This is a genomic window from Paenibacillus vandeheii (assembly GCF_030433635.1).
Classification (GTDB): domain Bacteria; phylum Bacillota; class Bacilli; order Paenibacillales; family Paenibacillaceae; genus Paenibacillus; species Paenibacillus vandeheii.
Window position 1 is genome coordinate 275,167 of the sequence record NZ_JAROCD010000002.1, and the last position, 22,752, is coordinate 297,918.

Sequence of the window (22,752 nt, forward strand, 5' to 3'; positions counted from 1 at the left end):
CATAAAGGGTGTGAGAAACATGCAAACCAGAAGCTCAGGCAACACGCAGGGCATTGACGTCTCCCGGTATCAGGGCAACATCGATTGGGCCAAAGTGAAGGCAAGCGGCATGACATTTGTGTTCATCAAGGCCACCGAAGGGCAGACATATACCGATCCGAATTTTCAGAAAAATGTAACTGGCGCACTGGCGGCGGGCATGCTGGTCGGAACATACCACTTCTTCCGCGCAACGACTACGGATGGTGCCAAGGTTGAAGCTACGCATTATGCCACGACACTGCAAAAAGTAGGAGGCGCCAAGACGCTGCAATTACCTCCTGTCATGGACTACGAGAATAACCCGGGTAACCTGAGCAAAGCTCAGATCAACACGGTAGCCAAAGCTTTTTTAACGGAACTGCTACGTCTAACGGGTGTAAAACCGATCATATACACAGGCAATTCATTTGCCGGGAATTTTGACACATCACTCAGCTCATACGATCTATGGGTTGCGCGTTACAGCAACACACGTGTACCGGAAGACCAGTCGGCCTGGAAACGTTGGACGTTCTGGCAGTATACGGACTCGGGCAAGGTGAACGGGATCAGCGGTAACGTGGATATGAATGAATTCCAAGGATCGGCAGCGGAATTGAAAGCAAAATATGCAACAACAACACCAAAGCCACCAGAGCCATCCGAACCGACCAATCCCACGAATCCAACCGAACCACCGAAAGGGGGCGAACCGATGACAGCCGAAGAGAAAGCAGCGTTTGATGCGCTCAAATCCCAGGTCGATAAACTGCAGGCGCGCCAGCAGATGGAAGTTCCAGTCTGGGCCAAAGCGGCCGTGGACGCAGCGCTGGCGTATGACACCAAAAATCCGCTGTTTAGCATCGAAAATGGTGCGAGTTATGATTTTTACCGTTTTATCACGGTCATGTACCGCAGAGGTTTATTCAAAAAATAAGCTGACATCACTAAAATTTAAGTTGGACCCGGTTATAAAATGAGAGAACACAACAAGGGACACACGACGCATTTTGTCGAAAGGTGTCCCTTTTTTGTGTTTTATGTAAATGATATTAACATATATAATAAAGTTGAAGACTTATGTCCGTAAATCCCTTGTCTAATTGATGAATGTGATGTAAAGTAAGTTACACGAAATCGATTTTCACCACTGTTTATTTACACAATCCTCTTCATCATGACAAGACTTTAACATGAAAAGTTATGGTAGTGTCTCCCTGTTGTAAAATCTAACATCTCTAGATTAATCTCACAACGTTATGACACAATCTAATCCAACCTGCTTAAGAAACCACTACTCAAATCCTGTTTAACTTACTCTGTGTTCCAGCTTCTCCACCATTAGATTTTTGCCAATGACCATTAAGCCATGAAGATCTAACTCCAAATCAAATCCTAAGCCAAAACTTTATACGACATAACACTATTGTTCTCTCTAAATCAGCCTTATTCGACCGCTACCAAGCTAATACCATTCTGCTGTTGCTTATTGACCTAAGTTCAATTATTGCGCAACAACCGATACAGTTTCCATCACCGATAACGTGTTCCATCAATACTAACCAAATGTGTACGGTTACATTCCGTTTTACATTTCACATACATGGCCCATCTCATTTAATATTACATCTCAGGTATCGCAGGCATCTAAAGCCTTTCAAATGATACAAAGCACCAAACCGATCGATTGTAATCATTGGAGTTTTTTCACGCCAGTATCACACACATTATGAGACAGGGAAGGGTGTTGTACGTATGCGAATGAGAAAAAAGTGGTTATCCGGGGTCATGGTCATGGCCATGAGCACAGTGTTGATTCTATCGGGCTGCTCCAGCGCCAGTAACGAGGGTACGGGCAATTCCCCTGCTCCGGCGGAAGGTAGTGAGCCTCCGGCAGAAGTGGCTGCACAGGATACGATGATTATGGGACGCGGCGGAGATTCCGTGGCACTGGACCCGGCAATCGTTACAGATGGGGAGTCGCTGAAGATTGGACATCAGGTATTCGACTCATTGCTGGATTACAAAGAAGGTGGAACTGAGATTGTTCCTGGACTGGCTGAGAGCTGGGAGATTTCCGCGGATGGACTCAAGTATGACTTTAAGCTGAAGTCCGGCGTAAAATTCCATGATGGTACCGACTTCAATGCAGAGGCTGTGGTGTTCAACTTCAACCGATGGAGTGATCCGGCCAGTGAATATAAATTCGAGGGAGATTCCTTTGATTATTACGATTCCATGTTTGGTCCAGAAGATGCACGAGTGATCAAGGAAGTAAAGGCGATTGACGAGACAACGGTCGAGTTCACCCTGAACCAACCACAAGCGCCTTTCCTGCAAAACATTGCGATGACGCCATTTGGCATTGCAAGCCCAACCGCGATTCAGGAGAAAAAGGAGAATTTCAAGAGCGAGCCGGTAGGCACAGGCCCATTCGTATTCAAAGAATGGAAGCGCAACGACTCTATCACCTTGGAGAAGAATCCGACTTATTGGAAAGAGGGACTGCCGAAGCTGAACAAAGTGATCGTGCGTTCCATTCCGGATAACACGGCTCGCTTCAATGCGCTGCAAAACGGTGAGATTGATATCATGGAAGACCTGAACCCGGATGATCTGTCCATTCTTGAGGGGAATAGCGAGCTGCAAAAGATCGAACGTCCACCATTTAACGTGGCGTATATTGGCTTTAACTTCAAGAAAAAACCGTTTGATAACGTAAAAGTAAGACAAGCCCTCAACCATGCGGTAAACAAGCAGGGCATTATTGATGCTTTCTTTGCGGGACAAGCGCAGCCAGCGGTGAACCCGATGCCGCCAACGCTTTGGGGGTATAACGACAGTATTGAGGATTATGCTTATGATCTGGAAAAAGCAAAAGCATTACTTGCCGAAGCTGGCTACCCTGACGGATTGCCTGACCCGGTAACGTTCTATGCCATGCCGGTATCCCGGCCGTATATGCCTGACGGCAAGAAGGTTGCCGAAGCGATCCAGGCTGATTTTGAGAAAATCGGAGTGACCGTCAACATCGAATCGCCGGAGTGGGCAACGTATCTGGATGATGCCAAAGCCGGGGAAAAAGACGACATTTATATGCTCGGCTGGACCGGAGATAACGGTGACCCTGATAACTTCCTGTACACGCTGCTCGATAAGGATGCAATCCCGGGCAACAACCGCAGCTTCTATGTAAACGAGGAATTGCATACGTTGCTGACGAGTGCACAGAAAGAAACGGATCAGGACAAGCGTGCAGATCTGTACAAGCAGGCTCAAGTGATTATTAAAGAAGATGCGCCATGGATTCCACTTGTGCATACCACACCTATTTTGGCTGGTAAAGCAAACCTGAAGGGCTTCGTACCTTCTCCACTGGGCAGCGAATCCTATGCCAATGCCTTCTTTGAATAACTCATATAGAGCTGAACTTAGTATTATAATGATCCATTAATTCAAAGCGCTGGTGCACACGCAATGCTTGGCAGAACCCACATCAGGATGTAACGATCTAAAGCATGCATGTCTGCCAGCGCTTTTTATACGTTAAAGGCAGGTGAATGAGGAGTGAACAGTTACATTGTCAAACGTGTACTCGTGTTACTGCCCGTGCTGCTGGGCATGACCCTGATCGTCTTTTCCATTATCCACGCCATTCCGGGTGATCCGGCCGAGACCATACTTGGGCAAAAGGCAACTGAACAATCCAAGCAAGCTTTGCGTGACCAGCTCGGACTGGACAAGCCATGGTTTCAACAGTATTTCGCTTATCTAGGCGATCTGTTTAAGGGAGATCTGGGCACATCCATCCGCACCAAGGTTCCCATTGCCCAGGAAATTGTGCCCTATCTGACAGCGACCCTCGAATTAACGATGGCGAGTATGCTGTTTGCGATTATTATTGGCGTGAATGCCGGGATCGTCAGTGCGTGGAAACATAACTCGTGGTTTGATTACTGCTGCATGGTCATTGCATTGGTTGGTGTGTCGATGCCGATCTTCTGGCTTGGGTTGATGGAACAGTGGCTGTTTGCAAACAAACTACACTGGCTGCCGTCCATCGGCAGGATGAATGCGCGTGATCCGATTGAAGCCATTACGGGTTTGTATGTGTTGGATACGATGATTGCCGGACGCTGGGATCAGCTGTGGACGGTCACGAAACATTTGCTGCTGCCAAGTATCGCGCTGGGAACCATTCCGATGGCCGTTATTGCCCGGATGACCCGTTCAAGCATGCTTGAAGTAATGAGTTCGGATTATATCCGTACCGCGAAGGCGAAGGGACTCGGCCCGTTTTTCGTCGTATATGGACATGCGTTGAAAAATGCGTTTATTCCCGTGCTCACCGTCATTGGCATACAGACCGGATCTTTACTGGGGGGAGCCGTGCTAACGGAAACCATCTTTGCCTGGCCCGGTGTCGGGCGCTATATATATGAAGCAATTAGTTCGCGGGACTATCCGGTAATCCAGAGCGGTATTCTGATCGTAGCATGCTTCTTCGTGGTGATTAACCTGATTGTGGACTTATTGTACGCCGTATTTGATCCTCGAATTAGTTATAAATAGGAAATTCATATTTGGGTTGATGTATGGAACTTCATATAAGATAACTTTAAAAAAATACACGACACAAAGAGTCAGAACCAATCTGTAGAAGCGAAGCTAAAAACTTTCTGGAAGAAAGCAGCTTCGAAAGCATATGCTTCGCATTTATCACCGGATAGTCACCTTTAAATAGGTGGATCAATAAAATCTGGGGTAACAGCGATCGAAAGATGGTACTGGAATCGTAATGTTTGAGTGTAAGTGTAGTAGAACTCGTTGATCTTGTATTTCATTCATATCTTAGAAGGGAGACGCCGCATGGCCAAATTATCAACCAATACCGGAGCATCCATGAACGCCGCATCGGCACCCGCATCTGGTCCATGGCGGGAAGCCTGGAGAACATTTCGGAGAAATCGGCTTGCGCTGGCAGGCTTGATCATTATCGTTTTTTTCATCCTGTTGGCCTTTGTGGCCCCGTATATTGCCCCGTATGACTACAAAGAGCAGGTACTCACAGATCGGCTGCAAGCCCCTTCGGCAGAGCATTGGTTCGGTACCGATGATCTCGGGCGTGACGTATTTTCCAGAGTGCTGCACGGAGCGCGCATTTCATTGTGGGTCGGCTTCTTTTCGGTCATTGGCTCGATTATTGCGGGTGCATTCCTCGGCCTGATTGCCGGGTATTATGGGAAATGGGCAGACATGCTCATCTCACGTTTGTTCGATATCTTGCTCGCTTTTCCAGCTATTCTGCTGGCAATCGCCATTGTCGCGATTCTGGGTCCATCCTTGCAAAACGCACTGCTCGCGATAGCGATCGTGAACATCCCGACCTACGGACGACTAGTACGTTCAAGGGTACTTAGCTTGAGACAGGAGGAATTTATTACATCGGCACGTACGCTGGGGGCTGGCAATATGCGAATTCTGTTCCGGCACATCTTGCCCAATAGCCTCACCCCGCTCATCGTACAAGGCACGTTGGGGATTGGGACAGCGATTATTGAAGCGGCTGCTCTCGGATTCCTCGGCATGGGTGCGCAACCCCCTGATCCGGAATGGGGCAAAATGCTGTCAGATTCCCGCCAGTTTCTGCAAAAAGCGCCGTGGACGCTTATTTTCCCTGGGCTTTCCATCATGTTCACCGTGCTAGGTTTCAATTTGCTGGGGGACGGCCTGCGCGATACCCTAGATCCAAAGATGGCCAAAAAGTAGCAGTTTGCATCTCTGGTTGCTCTTCTAATTTCAACTCTAGTTGCATCTCTAATTAAGTCTCTGACTCTGTCCCAAATCTAACGAACCTAGGAAGCTTTATTCTACGATTTACTGCCAATTCCTTAGTCTAACGAATTTCAGACACCCTATTTTGCGAAAACCTGCGGAAAGCCTCGGTAGATCCGCTAAAGGTGAAAAATAGCGTGTCTACTTTTCTTTAGATTATGAAATTATCCTATAAAGACCAATTAACGTCTGTGAGATTCGTTAGCGTGTGGCTTGCCAATACTGCACATACTTATTACCATCTGTCCTCCAAGCCGGTTCGAACTTTGGTTCGAGACGGCTTTTGTATTGCATGATATATTGAGCTAAAATGATTAGAGATGTGCAAAATTTGAAGTGTTATTCGATCATTTTGTTAAAATAACCGCCATCGTATTGACACCCAATTTTCCCATATGTTATATAAAAGGAAGGGTTTAGCACTCTGACGAATGGAGTGCTAACAAATGATGTTTTTACTACACGACTACATATGGAATGATTGTGTTTTTGAATATGGATAATGTTAAACCTGAATAGGACATGCATGAGCGTGGAGGGGCTAGAAAAGACTTGGCGCGCAAGCGAGATTGATCAACAGATTTTTACTTGAAAAAAATCGTAATGTTTAAAATCAGTTGATGAATGGTGCGGCAGCAGTGGAGGGGACGAAATCGATTCTGTAGAAGCGAAGCGCTCGCCTTTATCCCCTAATTTTAACCTTTGTAAAAGGGGATCAAGAAAATTAGGGGATAACAGCGATCGGAAGAACGATTCGTAACCGGAACGGATAGATCGCAGAAAATCATGCACTTATTTTAAATGAGCAATAGAATGAATCAAAAAAATCTGGGGATTAAAGCGATTGAAAGCTTTTCTAGCAATGTTACGGTCTGCATGAACAATTTAAAGGTTTGCTTTCTATATTCAATCTAATCATTCTATATCCAAATTTGAAAGGAGACACCCATTCATGGCTAAAAAAGAATTCCAGGCTGAATCCAAACGCTTGCTGGATATGATGATCAACTCCATTTACACCCAAAGAGAAATCTTTTTGAGAGAACTGATCTCCAACTCCAGTGACGCCATTGACAAAATATATTACAAAGCACTGACGGACGACACACTCGTCTTCAACAAAGAGGACTACTACATTAAGCTCACCATCGACAAAGAAAATCGTACGCTCACACTGACCGATACAGGAATTGGGATGACCCAGGAAGAGCTGGAGAACAATCTGGGAGTTATCGCGAAGAGTGGCTCGCTGGCGTTCAAGAAAGAGAATGAAGCCAAAGACGGTCACAACATCATCGGACAATTCGGGGTTGGTTTCTACTCCGCGTTCATGGTGGCGGACAAGCTGACTGTAACCAGTAAAACGCTGGGCAGCGACGAAGCGTGGAAATGGGAATCCGAAGGTGCGGACGGGTACACGATCTCTCCAGCCGAGAAGGATTCCGTGGGTACGGAAATCGTCCTGACCATCAAACAAAATACCGAAGAAGATTCGTATGACGAATTTTTGGAAGAGTACCGCCTGAGATCCATCATCAAGAAATACTCTGACTTCATTCGCTACCCAATCAAGATGGATGTGACGGGCCAGCGTCCGAAGGAAGGTACGGAGAATGAGTTCGAGGAATACAAAGAAGAGCATACCGTGAATAGCATGGTGCCGATCTGGCGCAAAAATAAAAGCGAATTGACCGAAGAAGATTACACTAACTTCTATATGGAAAAACGCTACGGTTTTGACAAACCGCTCAAACACTTGCACATCAGCGCAGATGGCGCAGTGGTATACAATGCAATCTTGTTTATCCCGGAGAACACACCGTTTGATTATTATACAAAAGAGTATGAAAAAGGCTTGGAACTTTACTCTAACGGTGTATTGATCATGGACAAATGCGGTGATCTGTTGCCAGATTACTTCGGATTTGTAAAAGGTATGGTGGATTCGGAAGATCTGTCCCTGAACATCTCCCGTGAAATGCTGCAACACGACCGTCAGCTCAGCCTGATCGCGAAGAACATCAAGAACAAGATCAAGAGCCAACTGCAAAGCCTGCTTAAGGACGAGCGTGAGAATTACGAGAAGTTCTATCAAGCGTTTGGCCGTCAGCTGAAGTATGGCGTGTACAGTGACTATGGCGTGAACAAGGATACGCTACAGGATCTGCTCTTGTTCTCTTCTTCCAAAGAGAAAAAATTGGTTAGTCTGGACGAGTACGTTTCCAGAATGCCGGAAGATCAGAAGTACATCTACTACGCTTCGGGTGAGTCCATTGAACGGATTGAGAAGCTGCCACAGATCGAGGGTGTACTCGACAAAGGCTATGAAGTGCTGTACTTCACCGACGACATCGACGAATTTGCAATTAAGATGATCACGAACTACAAGGAGAAAGAATTCAAATCCATCTCCAGCGGTGACCTGGGCATCGAGGACAGTGCAGATAAAGAAGAAACAGACGCACAGGACAACGACAACAAAGAGTTGTTCGAAGCGATGCAAGCGCAGCTCGGTGGCAAAGTAAAAGCTGTTAAAGCTTCCAAACGCCTGAGAAGCCACCCGGTATGTTTGTCCACCGAAGGCGAGCTGACAATTGAGATGGAGAAAATCCTGAAAGCTATGCCGAACAGCGAAAATGTACAGGCGGATAAAGTGCTGGAGATTAACATCAATCACGATGTTTTCAAATCCCTGAAAGACGCATTCGCACAGGATAAAGAAAAACTGAGTCTTTACACCAGCTTGCTGTATCATCAAGCATTGCTGATCGAAGGACTGCCAATTCAAGATCCGGTAGAATTCACCAACGATATCTGCAAGGTTATGGTCTAAACCACTATCTTCTCCCCGACAGGGCACTTCCGCCCTGTCGTTTTTTTATTTTCACCTTTCCTATTGCGGGGAGGGGATGGGGAAGACAGACTATTAATGAAGTGATGAATAAACAATTTAATGGTATTCTTTAGCCTCTTAAAGTCTTGATTGAAGTCCCCCTTTATAGGGGATGTAATGTCATTTTAGATTGGGTGTGAATCAAACAGCGAAAGTAGTGAAGGGGACGGAATCGATTCTGAAGAAGCGAAGCGTTCGCCTTTATTCCCGAATTTCACCCTTTCTAAAGGGAATCAAAGAAATTTGGGAATAACAGCGATCAAAAGAACGATCCGTAACCGGAACGGCCACCAAACTGTATAAGGCACTTTTTTCGTCATAAGTTACTTTCAATATTAATCATTACCTTTTAGGTGCACGGATGATAGTCTGGCGGGGTATAATAAGAGAAGACGACTGTGCATCACAAGTTGATGTGAGAAGAGATGACAATCGCAGACAGGTTTTGCTTTTCGAAACTGAAGAATATGTGTATAATCACTCAAAATAGAGACAGTCGGCTAGGAGTGATCAACATGCAATGGAACGATCTGAGAGAACATAGACAATATCCTGAACTAACGAAACTGGATGGGGTTCGTGCAGCCTATGAGCGCGACTACTCCAGACTGATACATTCACCGACCTTCCGTCGGCTGCAAGGCAAATCACAGGTGTTTGGTGCAGGAACGGGTGATTATTATCGCACACGACTAACCCACTCCCTGGAGGTGGCGCAGATTGCACGGGAAGCGGCAAGAAGCTTGCTGCGACGCTACCCGGAGGTGGAGTTGAATCAGGCAGACAGCCCCGGACTGATTATTGATTCGGAAGTGGTGGAGTGTGCTGCGATTGCGCATGACTTCGGTCACCCGCCTTTTGGGCATAAAGGAGAAGAAGTACTGGATGGCATCCTCGATGATCTCATTAACACTGAGGTCAAGAGAATCATGAAGAAAAATCGTGGGGCCAAATCACCCCAACCGGAACCGGAGATTCGTGCAGAGCTGAAGCGGAAATATGAGCATTTTGAAGGCAACGCACATAACTTCCGTCTCATTATGTACTTGGAGAAACGGGAGGATATCGATGGACTGAACCTGTCCGATGCAGTGCTGCTCGGCATCAATAAGTATCCGTATCCTGGTACGGAGAGCAAGAAGGGCATGTATCATCATGAATGGCAGTATATCCGCGAGATTCGCAATCGTTGGGATATTCCTGATGGCAAAAAGACGCTGGAAGCACAGCTGATGGACCTCTGCGACGATATTGCGTATTCCGCACATGATCTGGAGGATGGCATCAAGGCAGGCAAAATCGAAGTACATGAGCATTTCCTGCAAGATCCGCATATCAATCGACTGATTGTGGATAAGATTACAACGCTGGAGGATCTGTTCTGGAACGGATGGACAAGGGAAGCGATTGGCAAAAAAGTCGAAGAAGTCCTCGCTTCGTTCCTGCGCATCTGGAATGAAAAGATGCCGTTCTGTGAGCATGACTACTCACGCACCCGCCGGGAGGTCAAAGCTTACTGGGTCAGTCTTTTTGTCGCAAGTCTGGGAGTTATCGATAACGGAGACTGGAAGAAGGTGACGTTTGTCCGTGAAGGCGCCGAGGATCTCGATATGCTGCGTACGGTGAGCGTGCTTAAGAGCTTTGCCTGGGTGACCATGATTCGTGACCTGCGTGTGCAGAGGTTACAAAAACGCAGTGAATGGATGATTAAACGTCTGTGGGATGCTTTCCTTGATCCGGAAACGTCCAAATCCATTATTCCGTCCGATTGGCTGCAGCGTTATGAGAAGGATCAAGCGAAGGCGAATCCGATCTGGACGTGGGAGCATATGGTGATTGATTATATTGCCGGGATGACGGATGCTTTTGCCGAGAAAATATACAATGAACTTTACGGTCTCAAGGTCGGTTCCATCTACGATCTGGACTAAGATAAGCGAGACGAAGGGAGATGAGACGCTTGGGTGCGAACATCAGTGAAAAATACAATCTTGGCGTACTTGACCTTGTTCCAAGGCTGAACGGCGTCACAGCAGAACAGGCGCTCCAACAATCCGTTACACTTGCGCAGCGTGCTGAAGAGTGGGGCTATTCGAGATATTGGACGTCTGAACATCATGACATGGATGAACTCGCATCGGCATCGCCGGAAGTGCTGCTTGCCCATATCGGCGCGCGAACGAACACGATCCAGCTCGGCTCGGGTGCCGTGTTATTACCGCACTATAGCCCGCTTAAGGTAGCAGAGTCATTCCGACTACTTGCGGCGCTCTATCCGGGGCGCATCGAACTAGGCTTGGGACGTGCTCCTGGGGGCGGCCCCCATGCGACGATGGCCTTGAGTGGCAATTACTTGCAACATGTGTCCAAGCTGCCTGAATCGCTCGCGGCACTGACCGAACTGCTGGAAGACCGGTACACCTATGAAGAACATCCGGTGACAGCCCGACCGATTCCCGAGCTTCCGTTATCCTTATGGATGCTGGGTACCAACGTAAAGAGTGCCGAGTTTGCCGCTCGTTTCGGTATGGGGTATGTATTCGGACAATTCATGAGTGACGCGGATGGTACAGAGGCCGTGCGGCGTTACCGGGAAGGGTTTATCCCCAGTGCCAACAGAAAAGAGCCTGAGGTAATGGTTGCTGTCAGTGTGCTGTGTGCGCAGACGCAGGAAGAGGCGTTGTCCTGGAGTCACGAGATAGCGGAGAGACGCAAAGCCGGAGGGAAAGAGCATTCGACGCAGTCTGACATCGCCAACACGAGTACCCGCACCAACGACGACAGGGCCGATGCTGATGGAAAAGAAGTACAACGCCATTACGCCGGCACACCTGCACAGGTTTGGAATCAGTTGCAGCAGGTATGCCACAGACTGGACACGGATCGACTGCTTGTGGTGACCACTGGACCGGATTACGAGCGAAGGTTGGCCTCTTACAAGTTACTGGCGAACGCATAAGGGTGGCTGGTTAGCTGTTATATACAAAGAATGGCGGGTTCCATACCCGCCTTCGGCATGGATTCAAATCATAAGAGCTGCAGATCGGAATATGTGCCGTATGCTGCAGCTCTTTTTTGCTTCATTTTGGTCATAAATTTACATCGTTCGACTCCATTCAACAGGTCATCTGAAATAATCACAAGATTTTACAAAATAAAGCATGACTAAAACAAAAGAATGTTATAATACTTTACGTCTCTTTACCCATAGATATAATATAGAAAAGAGTATTTTGCAAGATGCCAAAAGAAGGGTAAAACAACGACAAAAGCACCTAAAATACGGAAGTGGCCGAAGATGGGCACAAGGGGGAAATCATATGTTCAGCAGATTCAGGATCAAGAGTATCGGTCTGCGTATCAGCATCGCGTTCTATCTATTAATCCTCTGTTTAATTCTTCTTAGTGTCACGATTGTTACACAAATGAATTCGATGGAAAAAAACACGAATTTGATCACCAATAACTGGATGCCTTCCATCCAGCAGATTAACCGTTTGAATTATACAACAGAACATATTTTGTCATTGAGCTATCGCCATTATGATGCACAGGCAGGGGCCAAAGCGGACCTCGCTGAAGAGCGCACCAAATACATTCGTGAAACAGCTCAGGCCATTAAAATATATGATCAGCAGGAAAAGGCAGCTGAAGAGAATGAACATTGGGAAGCTTTAAAGACAAAATGGGAAGATTACCTCAAGATTAACACGCAATCCATCAAACTGAGTGACGAAGGTCAGGAACAACTGGCTAAGGAAGTATCGGAAAAAGGGGCAGCTTCCTTCGATGCCATGCAAGTCCATCTGGACTTTTTGGTGGAATACAATCAGGCGCAGTCCGATCTTTCAGCGGCTCAGACGATCAGATCCGTCCAGGATGGCCGAATCATTATCATCATTGGTGTTCTGGTGATGATTATCATTACAGCAATTGCGATCCCGATTATCCGTTTACAAGTCGTGAAACCACTGCTTCGGGTGATTAGTGCCGTGAAACTGATTGCGGAGGGTCAGTTGAATGTCCAGGACATACATACCAAACATGAAGACGAGGTTGGTGTACTTGCCAAAGCAGTGAACGACATGAAAGGTAATCTGACCTCCATGGTATTGAATGTCAGACGGATTGCTGAAGCCGTCAACCGCCAAAGCAGCGAATTGGCCATTTCTTCTGAAGAGGTTAAGATTGGCAGTCGCCAAATTGCCATAACGATGGAAGAATCGGCAAAAGCAGCAGAGAGTCAGGCGGAAACGGCTGTTGAATCTGCCCGTACCGTCGAGGGATTGAACACACATATTCAGCAACATTCGGAGCAGGGAAACCAGCTTCGCCTGATGTCTGACCTCATTCTGAAACAAGGACTGACCGGTCGCGAGTCCATGGAGCAATCCGTGAACCAGATGCAGCAGATTGCTGGCGCAGTTTCGTCTTCCATGAACAAGATGGAGCAGCTGGATCGCAAAAACGAAGACATAACGCAGCTGGTTCAAGTCATTCATGAGATTGCACGCCAAACCAATCTGCTTGCATTGAATGCTTCCATCGAAGCTGCTCGTGCAGGAGAGAGTGGTCGCGGATTTGCAGTCGTTGCAGCAGAAGTGCGTAAATTGTCCGAAGCCGTTCGGACTTCTGTAGAAGAGATTACCGTCATCACGGAGGATATTCAGAAGGATTCCCAGGGTGTGGTTGAGGAATTGAGAACAGGTGTACGGGAGACAGAGCGCGGGCAGCAGCAAGTACGTAATTCCGGCAATCTGTTCCGTTCCATTAGTGAGTCGGTAGAGGGCATGGTTCAGGTCATTGGTACAATGACGGATGGTCTGGAGGGCATGCAGGAGGCGAGCGAACGCATGAATGATTTCAGTCAACAAATTTCGGCAGTATCAGAGGAATCCGCGGCCAGTGTAGAGGAAGTGTCAGCGTCGGCTGAGGAACAGGTGAGTTCAATGGAAACGATCAGCGGCAATATTCAAACCTTGAAAGAATTGTCCGAAGACCTGCTTGTTTCCATTGAAAAATTAAAAATATAAACCTCTTCTTATAATAGAAGAAACATGAAGGACGGCTACTATGTTGAGCTCTGCAAACGGCAAAGATTCAGTTGTCAGAAGTTACGTATATACCTTTGCTTGCCATGAGAATGAACGTGCTTTATGTGAACTGGAGTTGGAAACGATGCTCGTTCCTGGCACAGATATTCATTCCGGCAATCATGCTTATGTCCGCTCTACTCTATGCATTCCACCAGGTAGAAGTCCGTTCGTCCGGGGCAGACTGGATGTGATGGCCGAAACGGATACGGTGGAAGATTTGAAGCCTGCGGCTTCACAAATCGATCTGTCTTCCGGTGAAACGTTCAAGGTGGTCTGCCTGAAAGAGGGCGATCACATGCCGGATTATGCACATTCCCGTTTGCTGGAAAAAGAGCTGGGTATGTGCATTCGAGGCAAAGCCATGATGAAACAGCCTGATGTGACTTTCGGACTAATCCATGCAAATGGGAAATGGCTCCTCGGTCAATGGACAGAAGCCGATCGCTCGTGGCAAACCCATCATCAGAAGCCGCAAAATTATTCCACAGGCCTTGGTGTAACGCTAGCCAGAGCATTGGTCAATATTGCGATTCCGCAAGTGCAGGGGCATCAGTTACTCGATCCGTGCTGCGGAATGGGAACGGTTGTCATTGAAGCATTGTCGATGGGGATTGAGGCAAAAGGGAATGATTTGAACCCTTTGGCGGTACAAGGTGCGCGCATTAATCTTCCTCATTATGGTTATGATCCAGCCAGAATTACCCTCGGAGATATGAATGATCTGGAAGGAACATACGATGCAGCCATCCTGGACATGCCATATAATCTCTGCTCTGTTCTTCCCGATGAGGAACAACTTGCCATGTTAACTAGTCTGCGTAAGCTGACAGGACGGGCAGTTATCGTTTCCACCGAATGGGTGGAGGGGCACATTCTGGATGCCGGATGGAACATCGATCAGTATCGAACGGTGAGCAAAGGCACGTTTATACGTCACATTTGGCTATGTACTTAGCACGATTGTACTGAAAATAACAGAAAAAACCTCCACACGGGAAAAAATCCATTTTCCGGTGTGGAGGTTTTTGATTTTCATAGGAAAAATATCTCACATGGATTTGTACTATTTCACATAGGAACATCAAGCGTTTTTAGTATTTATGACTATAATTTACCAGATTGACAGGAAGGGGGTTTCCATCAATATACGCTTCCAGATTTTGCACAAAAATATCAAGAGCCCGTTCGGTGTACTGTTCTGTACTTCCAGCAATGTGTGGTGTAATCAGGACGTTTTCCTTGCTCCACAGTGGATGGTTGGCAGGCAGTGGTTCCTCCTCGAATACGTCAAGTGCAGCAAAGGCAACCTGTCCACTGTCCAGTGCACCCAGCAGGGCTTCCGTATTCACGCTTGGACCACGTCCCACATTGACGAAGCAGGAACCGGATTTGAAATGTTCAAATGCAGCCTGATTATAAATATGATGAGTTTCATCCGTAAGTGGCAGAATATTAATGACGTAATCGCCTTGACTTAGTGCTTCATGCAGACCAGACATATTGTACATTTGGTCTACATTCGGAACGTCTTTTCCAGAGCGCCGAACCCCAATTACATTCATGCCCAATGCTTTTAGAATACGCGCGGTTTCTGATCCGATCTCTCCGACACCTACGATAACGGCTGTTTTTCCATGCAATTCCGGAAGCGCTTTGCCTGGTGATTTCCACTCCGCCTGCTGCTGGTGCAGCATCGCTTGTCTGAGCCAGCGGCTGTGGGACAACATCATGCCCAGAATAATTTCGGTAATGGGAATGGCGTGTACGCCATTCGCACTGGTTAATGAAATCCCTTTTTGTTCCAGATCAGAGAATGGAAGGTTGTCCACACCTGCGGACCAGACCTGAACCCATTTGAGAGGGCCGTTTTCTTTGAGTGCATGCTCGGTTACCAGAGGAGACCAGCCTACGATAATTTCGGCTTCTTTTAACTCCGATGTATTAATCTCTTTGGCTTTGCCAATCGTAAGTGTATACCCTGGCGCTGCATCCAGAATCCGTTGCTGTTGTTTCGTGGACAGGGATGGAAAACATACAATTTTACCCATAGTTAGTGGCCTCCTGATTTCAAATATGTTGTGGTTTTAGTTTAGCAGAAAAGAAGGTGATGTGCGTAAAAGGCAGGAATACAGCCTCATGTTCAAATCCCAAAAATTGTGTCACTCTATAATTAACCAACTTGAAACTATAGAGACGACTATGAAATAATAAATCGAACTTTAGAAGAGGTGTTTACCATGAGTAACTATTCATATACGGATCTTCCATCCCGACGGGAACGATTATTTACTGCACTTCGGGTGCCTGCACCCATTCAGAACTCACTTCGAATGACTGCCGAACAGGTGCAAGGAAAACTTGATTTTCGCAAGTGGACCGATTATAGAGATTATCATATTACATTGCAATTTCTGGGAGATACCCTTGTTAGTGACATTGGACATCTTCGGAAAACGCTTCGCTCGGCGACGGACGGATTTCAGCCTTTTGAGCTGCAATTATCCGGATGGGGAACGTTTGGGTTAAAAGAGGCACCAAAGGTGCTGTGGAAAGGTGTCGAGGGAGATATGGATCAACTTCATCTTCTGCAAAAACGGATTGTGGACGCAACTTCCTCCCTTGGATTCGAGGCCGAATTAAGACCGTATTCTCCTCATATTACGATTGCGCGTAAATTTCTGGGGCAGGACCCAGGAAATGAAGATAAAGGCATATTTGGAGTGCTTCCTGAAGACTTTATGGGTGTTAATTCTTGGATGGTACAAGATTTTGTGCTTTATGTGACACAGCCAGGTCAGGCGCCGATGTATGAGGTCGTGGATACGTTTTCTTTTTCCTGAAACTCATCGATATGACATAAAATCACATTGACATTACGTTATTCCCTATGTAATATTAGCCATCGTTATTCAAATTCTTTTTTTGTGGTTACTTAGATTAGGGAATTGTTTCGACAGGAGGAATCTTCGAATGGATATTATAAGCAAGAATCGTTGGGTGGCACCGATGTTATCTGTGCTGCTTGTATGTATAGTGGGGGCTAATGTCGTTCAGGCGACTGGAAAGTGGAATGAGGCAAGTGATAGCAAACAGATGACTGAACTTGCGGGTTCGGCAGAAAATAGCGAAAATTCTTTTAGCGAAGACAGGCGAATGATGGCAGACGGGACAAGTCTGTCTGCTGATGCGTCTATTCAGGCCGATTACTGGACCTATTCGCTCCCAGCCAAGAACTGGCTGACGGCTGCTCAGGAAGAGCAGGAACAGAAAAAAGCCAAGGCTAAACATGCGGCCCGAGCGGCAGCTGCGGCCAAAGCGAAAAAAGAGGCAGCTCTGAAATTGGCCAAAGTAGAGCGTGCCAAAGCGGTAGCTGCAATTACGACTCCCCCCCAAAAACTTTACTTTACACGGACCAAACTTCTGAACCAGGAAGACTCGAAACTTGCAACCTGGTCATACAGTGTGTCCGATAAAGAGCTGCTTCTGCTGCAAAAAATCGTCATGGCAGAGGCGGAAGGTGAACCGTACGAAGGCAAAGTGGCAGTTGCCAATGTTGTCTTAAACCGGCTGCGGTCAGCCAATTTTCCCGATACTATTTACAAAGTAATCTATCAAAAATCCCAATTCAGTCCTGTAGCGAACGGGCGCTTGAAACGTGTTACTCCCAATGAGGACAGTATCAAGGCTGTTAATGCAGCGTTGAATGGGAAAAAGGAAGTCGCCGATGATACGTATTATTTCTTGTCATTGACGCTTGCGGATGATCTGACAGTGGCTCGTTCTCAGAAAAAAGTAAAAACGATTGGGCATCATACTTTTTACAAGTAATTGACCTTTAAATTCTGCAAACAGGCAGGGTAGTTAACTATGTATTCACTACATAGACCTTGAAAAGCCCTGGAATACAGTTTTATTTCGTTCGTTTTTAATTTATTTGTTGATGAGGGCTTGTTATTTAAATTACCCTTTTTTCCAGCAAATCATACGGAGATATGAAGAAAATAAAAGAAGGTTCCCTTCCGGATCAATGGAGGGGAACCTTCTTTATGCATGTCCTCAAGAGATGAAACGCCCTCGTAGAACGATTAGAAGGGGTCATAGAGCTGCTAGAATGGGATTCGGGTACCTGACAGCGAAGTGGCCCCAATTCCGGCTGTGAAGCGCTCCTTGGGTGCGGATGTGACTTCCGCTGTAGCCGGGAACAATAAATCATGAACAGCCTGGGCACAACATGTTGGATCATAGGTGGTCCTGCTGCCTGGTTTGTGGACTGATTTCAGCTGACTTTCAGCTTCACGTGGTGCATAGACCTGTTCGCTCAAGTGCTTGAAGCGATTAGTAATAACGTCAGCAGAGTGAATAACCTGACCGTATCCGGCTTGTACAAAATATTCACAGTTTTCTTCTTCCTGCCCCGGTAATGGAGGCACGAATAACATCGGCAAGCCTTTAGCCAATGCTTCCGTACAAGTCATGCCGCCTGGCTTTGTAATGAGCACATCGGATACATCCATCAGTTTGCTGACCTCGCGGGTATAACCTAGAATGCGTATATTCGGATGCTGGAAGCAGGGCATTTCCTTCAACTTGGCAATCATTTTCTCATTGCTTCCCAGACAGAACAGCAGCTGTACCCGATCTGCCCAGGAGGCGAGAGTCTTCATATGCTCTTCATCAAAGGAAAGTCCCCATCCGCCACCCATCAGCAGAGCAGTGGGCATGTTCTGAAGCCCCAATTCCTGTCGGAGGCTCACTTTGTCTCCTGCTTCCCAGAAATCAGGATGTACAGGAATGCCGGTGATTTGGATGCGAGAGGGCTCAACACCCCTGATTTCAAGCAAAGCCTTTACCTGCGGTGTGGATACCAGATATTTGTTGACCTCGGGATTGATCCACGTTGCATGTACGTCATAGTCTGTGACGAGCGTATACAATGGAATATTGAGTCCCTGACGTTTCAGCCGGGAGATGACCGCATTTGGAAAAGGATGGGTACAGATCACGGCATCGGGTTTTAATTGGGATACGACTTGGGCCGTCTGTGTATAGAAAATCCGGTGCAAGGCCAGTTTGGTAAATCCGTTTAGTGATTTGTTGTATTGCGTCCGATACAGCAGACTGACCAGCTTGGGCTGAACCGTTAGCGTCTTACGGTAAGCGGACAGAATAAGCGGAGCCATGGTTGGATTTAAAAATTTGCCAAGCTCAATGACCCGACTATGCACATGTGGACTGACTTTCTTAATGCCGCTTGCGAGCGCATGGGCGGCCTGGGTGTGACCGGTGCCGAAACCTTCGGATAACAAGAGCACTCTTGGTTTTCGCATGAGTTCACCTTTATTCATCAATTTAAATTTAACATCTCATAGTCATACCGCACGTTGCATTACTACATGAATATACAGCGAAGCGGAAAATCATGTTCATTCGTTACATATTTACACTAATAGTTGATGTTCTGATACATCGAAACTTCGTCTTTATCCGATTGTTGGAGTCATCTTACACTATAGACGACGACACGAGCAGTTTCCACTGCATTTCGGTTAAAAAAAATTAACACAAATTTTTAATGTTAGGGTTGCAATCTGATGATGAGAGTGGTAATCTAGTTTTTGACCGAATGACCGAATTGTATTTTTGGTCATTTAAAGAGAACGATCAAGAAAATGAGGAGGGGATATGATGGCTCCGATTGACAGGAGACAGCAGGTCATTCATGCAGCCTCGCAGTCTTTTGCCATGTTTGGATACAAGGCAACCACGATGGATCAGGTAGCGAAGATTGCGAACGTTGGCAAGGGAACGATCTATACGTTCTTTACGAATAAGGAACAATTGTTTGATCAGATTTTGGTGGAAGTAATCCAGGAAATGAAAAACATTGCTCACCGTGAAGTTCATCAGGAAAGTGCTTTTTTTGATAATCTGTTTCGTGTGCTTGATTCATTGCTGGAGTTTCGCCGTGATCACGATTTGCTGGTTAAATTGTCCCAGGAGCTTAAGGATTTTGGAACTCTTCAGGCCAAGGAAGGTTTGGAGAAAGTGGAGAAGGTCATCTCCGATTTTCTGGCACGGGAGCTAGAGAAGGCAAGGAGCAACGGAGAGATTCGTGATTGTGATCCACAGGTAGTAGCTTTTATGATGATTCGTTTGTACATTGCCCTCACCTCAGATTGGAACAAGCAGCACGAGCCGCTGAGCAAAGAGGAAATCAAGAATTACTTTCGCCTTTTCTTAATGGAAGGAATTGCTGTCGCAACGTAACCCGAATTTATTCTACTATAATAGGGTTAATTATAAGCATGCAGGCAGTGAGGCTTGTCGAGAGACAGGTTTGTTTTTTTGCTCTAAAGTGACCGTTTGAGGAAAGTAGTCACTTCGTGTTTCGGTAATTTTCTGTAACAGGTCAAATGAATTTCATATTTTGGTTATTCTGCTCATGGAGCAGAGAGAACAAGGGGAGAAAATAACATGAAATCTTTATCCGTGTTTTTCAAGGATGTGGGATCGGCCGTGAGAAACCCGAAGGTGTTGATCCCCGTTATTGCTATTTTGTTTATTCCAATTCTATATAGCGGTATCTACTTGGCTGCTTACTGGGACCCCTATGGTCATGTCGATGAAATGCCGGTTGCAGTGGTCAACCTTGATAAAGGTGCAGAGCTGGAGGGCAAATCGCTGCATGTTGGTAGCGACCTCGTCGATGAATTGAAGAAGAATGCAGATTTTAAATGGGACTTTGTCAGTGCCAGCCAGGCCAAAGAAGGCATGGAAAACGACAAGTATTATATGCAAATTACGATCCCGGAAAACTTTTCATCCCAGGCAACCACTTTGCTTGACGACAAGCCCGAACCGTCTGATCTGATCTACGAACCAAATGGCAATTACAGCTTCGTGGGTGCGCAGATTGGCAAGACGGCTATCAAGGATCTGAAAGCTAAGGTTTCTGCCAAAGTAACGGAATCCTATGCGGAGACACTGCTCGACAAGTTTTCCGAAGTATCGGACGGATTGGCTGAAGCGGGCGACGGTGCAGGAGATTTGAATACCGGCGCAGGCAAGCTCGATGATGGGGCTGTGAAGCTCAAGGATAATTTGGAAAAGCTGGCTTCGGGAACATTGGAGCTTCAGGATGGCTTGTCTCCACTAAGTGATGGTGTCAATGCACTGCACACGGGTGCGACCAAACTTGAAAGTGGAACATCAAATCTGGTATCCGGTTTGCAGCAGCTTCAAGCGGCGGCAACAAGCCAGCTTCAGAGCGGTGCAGACCAGTTGAAGGACGGCAGTGCCAAGCTCGAAACTGGTCTGAAGTCTTCCGTGGACGGAGCAGGCAAGCTGCAAGCGGGTCTGCAATCGTCTGAGCAAGGCAGTGCGAAGCTGTCCGATGGTCTGCAAAGCGCAGTGCAAGGCAGCGGCACATTGGCAGCTGGCCTGCAATCGGCAGTAGACGGCAGCAGCAAGGTTGCAGACGGTGCACAGGGCGTTGCAGACGGTTTGAAGCAGCTTGCTGCATCCAACCCTGAATTGGCAGCCAGTGAGGATGTACAGAAGCTGCTGGCTGCCAGTGCGGCAGTAGCCGAAGGCAGTAAGCAGCTGCATGAGAGCGAACAGAAGCTTGCGCAGGGTGCAGATCAGCTGCATCAGGGCAATCAGCAACTGGCAGCAGGTGCAGCAGAGCTCCATGGAGGCCAGGAGCAGCTTCTGACGGGCGCGAACCAGCTGGTGGATGGTCAGCAGCAATTGCTTGCGGGCGCCGGACAGCTTAGCCAAGGTGGAGCGAAGCTCTCCGATGGTCTGAAGCAGTTCAGCGGCAAGCTGGGCGATGCTGCAAGTGGTGGTACATTGCTGGCCGATGGAGCCAAGCAACTGGGCTCGGGAACCACAGCCCTGCAAACGGGTGTAGGTAAACTGAGCGGTGGCGTGAGTTCACTCACGGACGGCTCCAAACAACTCGGTGACGGTGCAGGCAAGCTGGCAGACGGTTTAACTGAACTGAAAGACGGTTCTAGCGAACTGGCTACCAAGCTGAACGATGCGGCTCAGAAAACGTCAGAAGTCAAAAAGACAGACGATGTGGTGAACATGTTCGCTGAACCTGTCAATACGTCCGAGAACACGACAGAGAACGTCAGCAATTACGGTACAGGGTTGACGCCGTTCTTCCTGTCCATCGGTTTGTTTGTTGGATCACTGATTTCAACGATTGTTTTGAAAATGCGGGAAACTTCCGTACCGGGCGCAACGGGATGGAACCGTTTTGTCAGCCGTACACTCGTATTCGGCTTTGTGAGCATGATCCAATCCGTAATCGTGGCAAGCTTCATGCTATACGGTCTTGGATTGGAAACACACAGCGTACCGCTGTTCTATCTGTTCACGATCTTTACGGGGCTGACCTTTATGTTTATTGTTCAGGCTCTCGTGACCTGGCTTGACCTGCCAGGACGTTATGTTGTCATTCTGTTGTTGGTCTTCCAACTTGCAGCAAGTGCGGGAACCTTCCCGGTAGAGCTGATTCCGTCGTGGCTTCAGGCATTTAGCCCTTGGTTGCCAATGACGCACAGCATCATGGGCTTCAAGGCAGTTGTATCAAGTGGCAATTTCGATGTAATGTGGCATCAGGTCGGCATTCTGGCAATCTATGCAGGTGTATCTGTGCTGCTGACCTTGGCTTTCTTCCTTTGGAGCGGCAGACGTCGCAAAAAAGAAGTCGAAGTGGCTGAATCCGGTCAAGTTGTGACGGCATAAGCCGAATTGGGCCCGAACAGGACAAAATATTGAAAATAAACTTTGAACTCAAGTATCAAAATTATGCAATATAGTAGTCAAATAGTGCAAATAGTCTGCGACCCGAAAATGGGTTGCAGACTCTTTTTGTATACCAATGCATAGGGATGA

General features: G+C 47.0%; 15 protein-coding genes. 13 read left to right on the top strand and 2 right to left on the bottom strand.

Translation table 11 applies throughout. The features are described 5' to 3' along the window. Positions 1 to 19 precede the first annotated feature (19 nt). The 9 genes from P5G61_RS04055 (at position 20) to P5G61_RS04095 (ending at position 14,800) form a co-directional block, all read left to right on the top strand. Positions 20 to 958: a glycoside hydrolase family 25 protein gene (locus P5G61_RS04055; RefSeq protein ID WP_301244733.1), complete on the top strand. Its 939-nt coding sequence runs from the start codon at positions 20 to 22 to the stop codon at positions 956 to 958. A gap of 824 nt (positions 959 to 1,782) precedes the next feature. Then, positions 1,783 to 3,435 carry an ABC transporter substrate-binding protein gene (locus tag P5G61_RS04060; RefSeq protein ID WP_301244735.1) on the top strand — a complete coding sequence of 551 codons (1,653 nt, stop codon included), beginning with the start codon at positions 1,783 to 1,785 and terminating at the stop codon, positions 3,433 to 3,435. A gap of 153 nt (positions 3,436 to 3,588) precedes the next feature. Then, on the top strand, positions 3,589 to 4,593 hold the full coding sequence (locus P5G61_RS04065) for an ABC transporter permease (protein WP_301244737.1): 1,005 nt from the start codon (positions 3,589 to 3,591) through the stop codon (positions 4,591 to 4,593). A 297-nt stretch (positions 4,594 to 4,890) separates the two neighbouring features. Next, positions 4,891 to 5,790 carry a nickel transporter permease gene (gene nikC / locus P5G61_RS04070; protein ID WP_301244739.1) on the top strand — a complete coding sequence of 300 codons (900 nt, stop codon included), beginning with the start codon at positions 4,891 to 4,893 and terminating at the stop codon, positions 5,788 to 5,790. A gap of 1,018 nt (positions 5,791 to 6,808) precedes the next feature. Continuing rightward, positions 6,809 to 8,689 (top strand): molecular chaperone HtpG, encoded by a 1,881-nt coding sequence (gene htpG, locus P5G61_RS04075; protein WP_301244741.1) that lies wholly within the window; start codon positions 6,809 to 6,811, stop codon positions 8,687 to 8,689. 575 nt (positions 8,690 to 9,264) lie between these two features. After that, positions 9,265 to 10,680, top strand: a complete 1,416-nt coding sequence (locus tag P5G61_RS04080; RefSeq protein WP_301244743.1) for a deoxyguanosinetriphosphate triphosphohydrolase family protein — start codon at positions 9,265 to 9,267, stop codon at positions 10,678 to 10,680. A 20-nt stretch (positions 10,681 to 10,700) separates the two neighbouring features. After that, entirely contained in the window at positions 10,701 to 11,708 is a 1,008-nt protein-coding gene (locus P5G61_RS04085) for an MsnO8 family LLM class oxidoreductase (protein ID WP_435874034.1), read from the top strand. A gap of 361 nt (positions 11,709 to 12,069) precedes the next feature. Beyond that, entirely contained in the window at positions 12,070 to 13,782 is a 1,713-nt protein-coding gene (locus P5G61_RS04090) for a methyl-accepting chemotaxis protein (RefSeq protein WP_301244747.1), read from the top strand. Between the two features lie 40 nt (positions 13,783 to 13,822). Further along, on the top strand, positions 13,823 to 14,800 hold the full coding sequence (locus P5G61_RS04095) for a TRM11 family SAM-dependent methyltransferase (protein ID WP_301244749.1): 978 nt from the start codon (positions 13,823 to 13,825) through the stop codon (positions 14,798 to 14,800). A 136-nt stretch (positions 14,801 to 14,936) separates the two neighbouring features. Here the strand turns inward: P5G61_RS04095 and P5G61_RS04100 are convergent, their stop codons facing one another. Further along, positions 14,937 to 15,893 carry a D-2-hydroxyacid dehydrogenase gene (locus tag P5G61_RS04100; protein WP_301244751.1) on the bottom strand — a complete coding sequence of 319 codons (957 nt, stop codon included), beginning with the start codon at positions 15,891 to 15,893 and terminating at the stop codon, positions 14,937 to 14,939. A 189-nt stretch (positions 15,894 to 16,082) separates the two neighbouring features. Here P5G61_RS04100 and thpR point away from each other — a divergent pair, with 189 nt between their 5' ends. Further along, positions 16,083 to 16,685 (top strand): RNA 2',3'-cyclic phosphodiesterase, encoded by a 603-nt coding sequence (gene thpR / locus P5G61_RS04105; RefSeq protein WP_301244753.1) that lies wholly within the window; start codon positions 16,083 to 16,085, stop codon positions 16,683 to 16,685. A 130-nt stretch (positions 16,686 to 16,815) separates the two neighbouring features. Beyond that, positions 16,816 to 17,673, top strand: a complete 858-nt coding sequence (locus P5G61_RS04110) for a cell wall hydrolase (protein ID WP_301244755.1) — start codon at positions 16,816 to 16,818, stop codon at positions 17,671 to 17,673. Positions 17,674 to 17,951: 278 nt separating this feature from the next. Here the strand turns inward: P5G61_RS04110 and P5G61_RS04115 are convergent, their stop codons facing one another. Then, positions 17,952 to 19,172, bottom strand: coding sequence for an MGDG synthase family glycosyltransferase (locus P5G61_RS04115; protein ID WP_301244757.1), 1,221 nt, complete (start codon positions 19,170 to 19,172; stop codon positions 17,952 to 17,954). A gap of 358 nt (positions 19,173 to 19,530) precedes the next feature. Between P5G61_RS04115 and P5G61_RS04120 the strand changes: the two genes are divergently transcribed. Together P5G61_RS04120 and P5G61_RS04125 are read left to right on the top strand one after the other, a co-directional pair. Next, positions 19,531 to 20,112, top strand: coding sequence for a TetR/AcrR family transcriptional regulator (locus P5G61_RS04120; protein WP_301244759.1), 582 nt, complete (start codon positions 19,531 to 19,533; stop codon positions 20,110 to 20,112). 207 nt (positions 20,113 to 20,319) lie between these two features. Then, a complete protein-coding gene (locus P5G61_RS04125) occupies positions 20,320 to 22,602 on the top strand; it encodes a YhgE/Pip family protein (RefSeq protein WP_301244761.1) in 2,283 nt (760 codons plus the stop codon). Positions 22,603 to 22,752 lie beyond the last annotated feature (150 nt).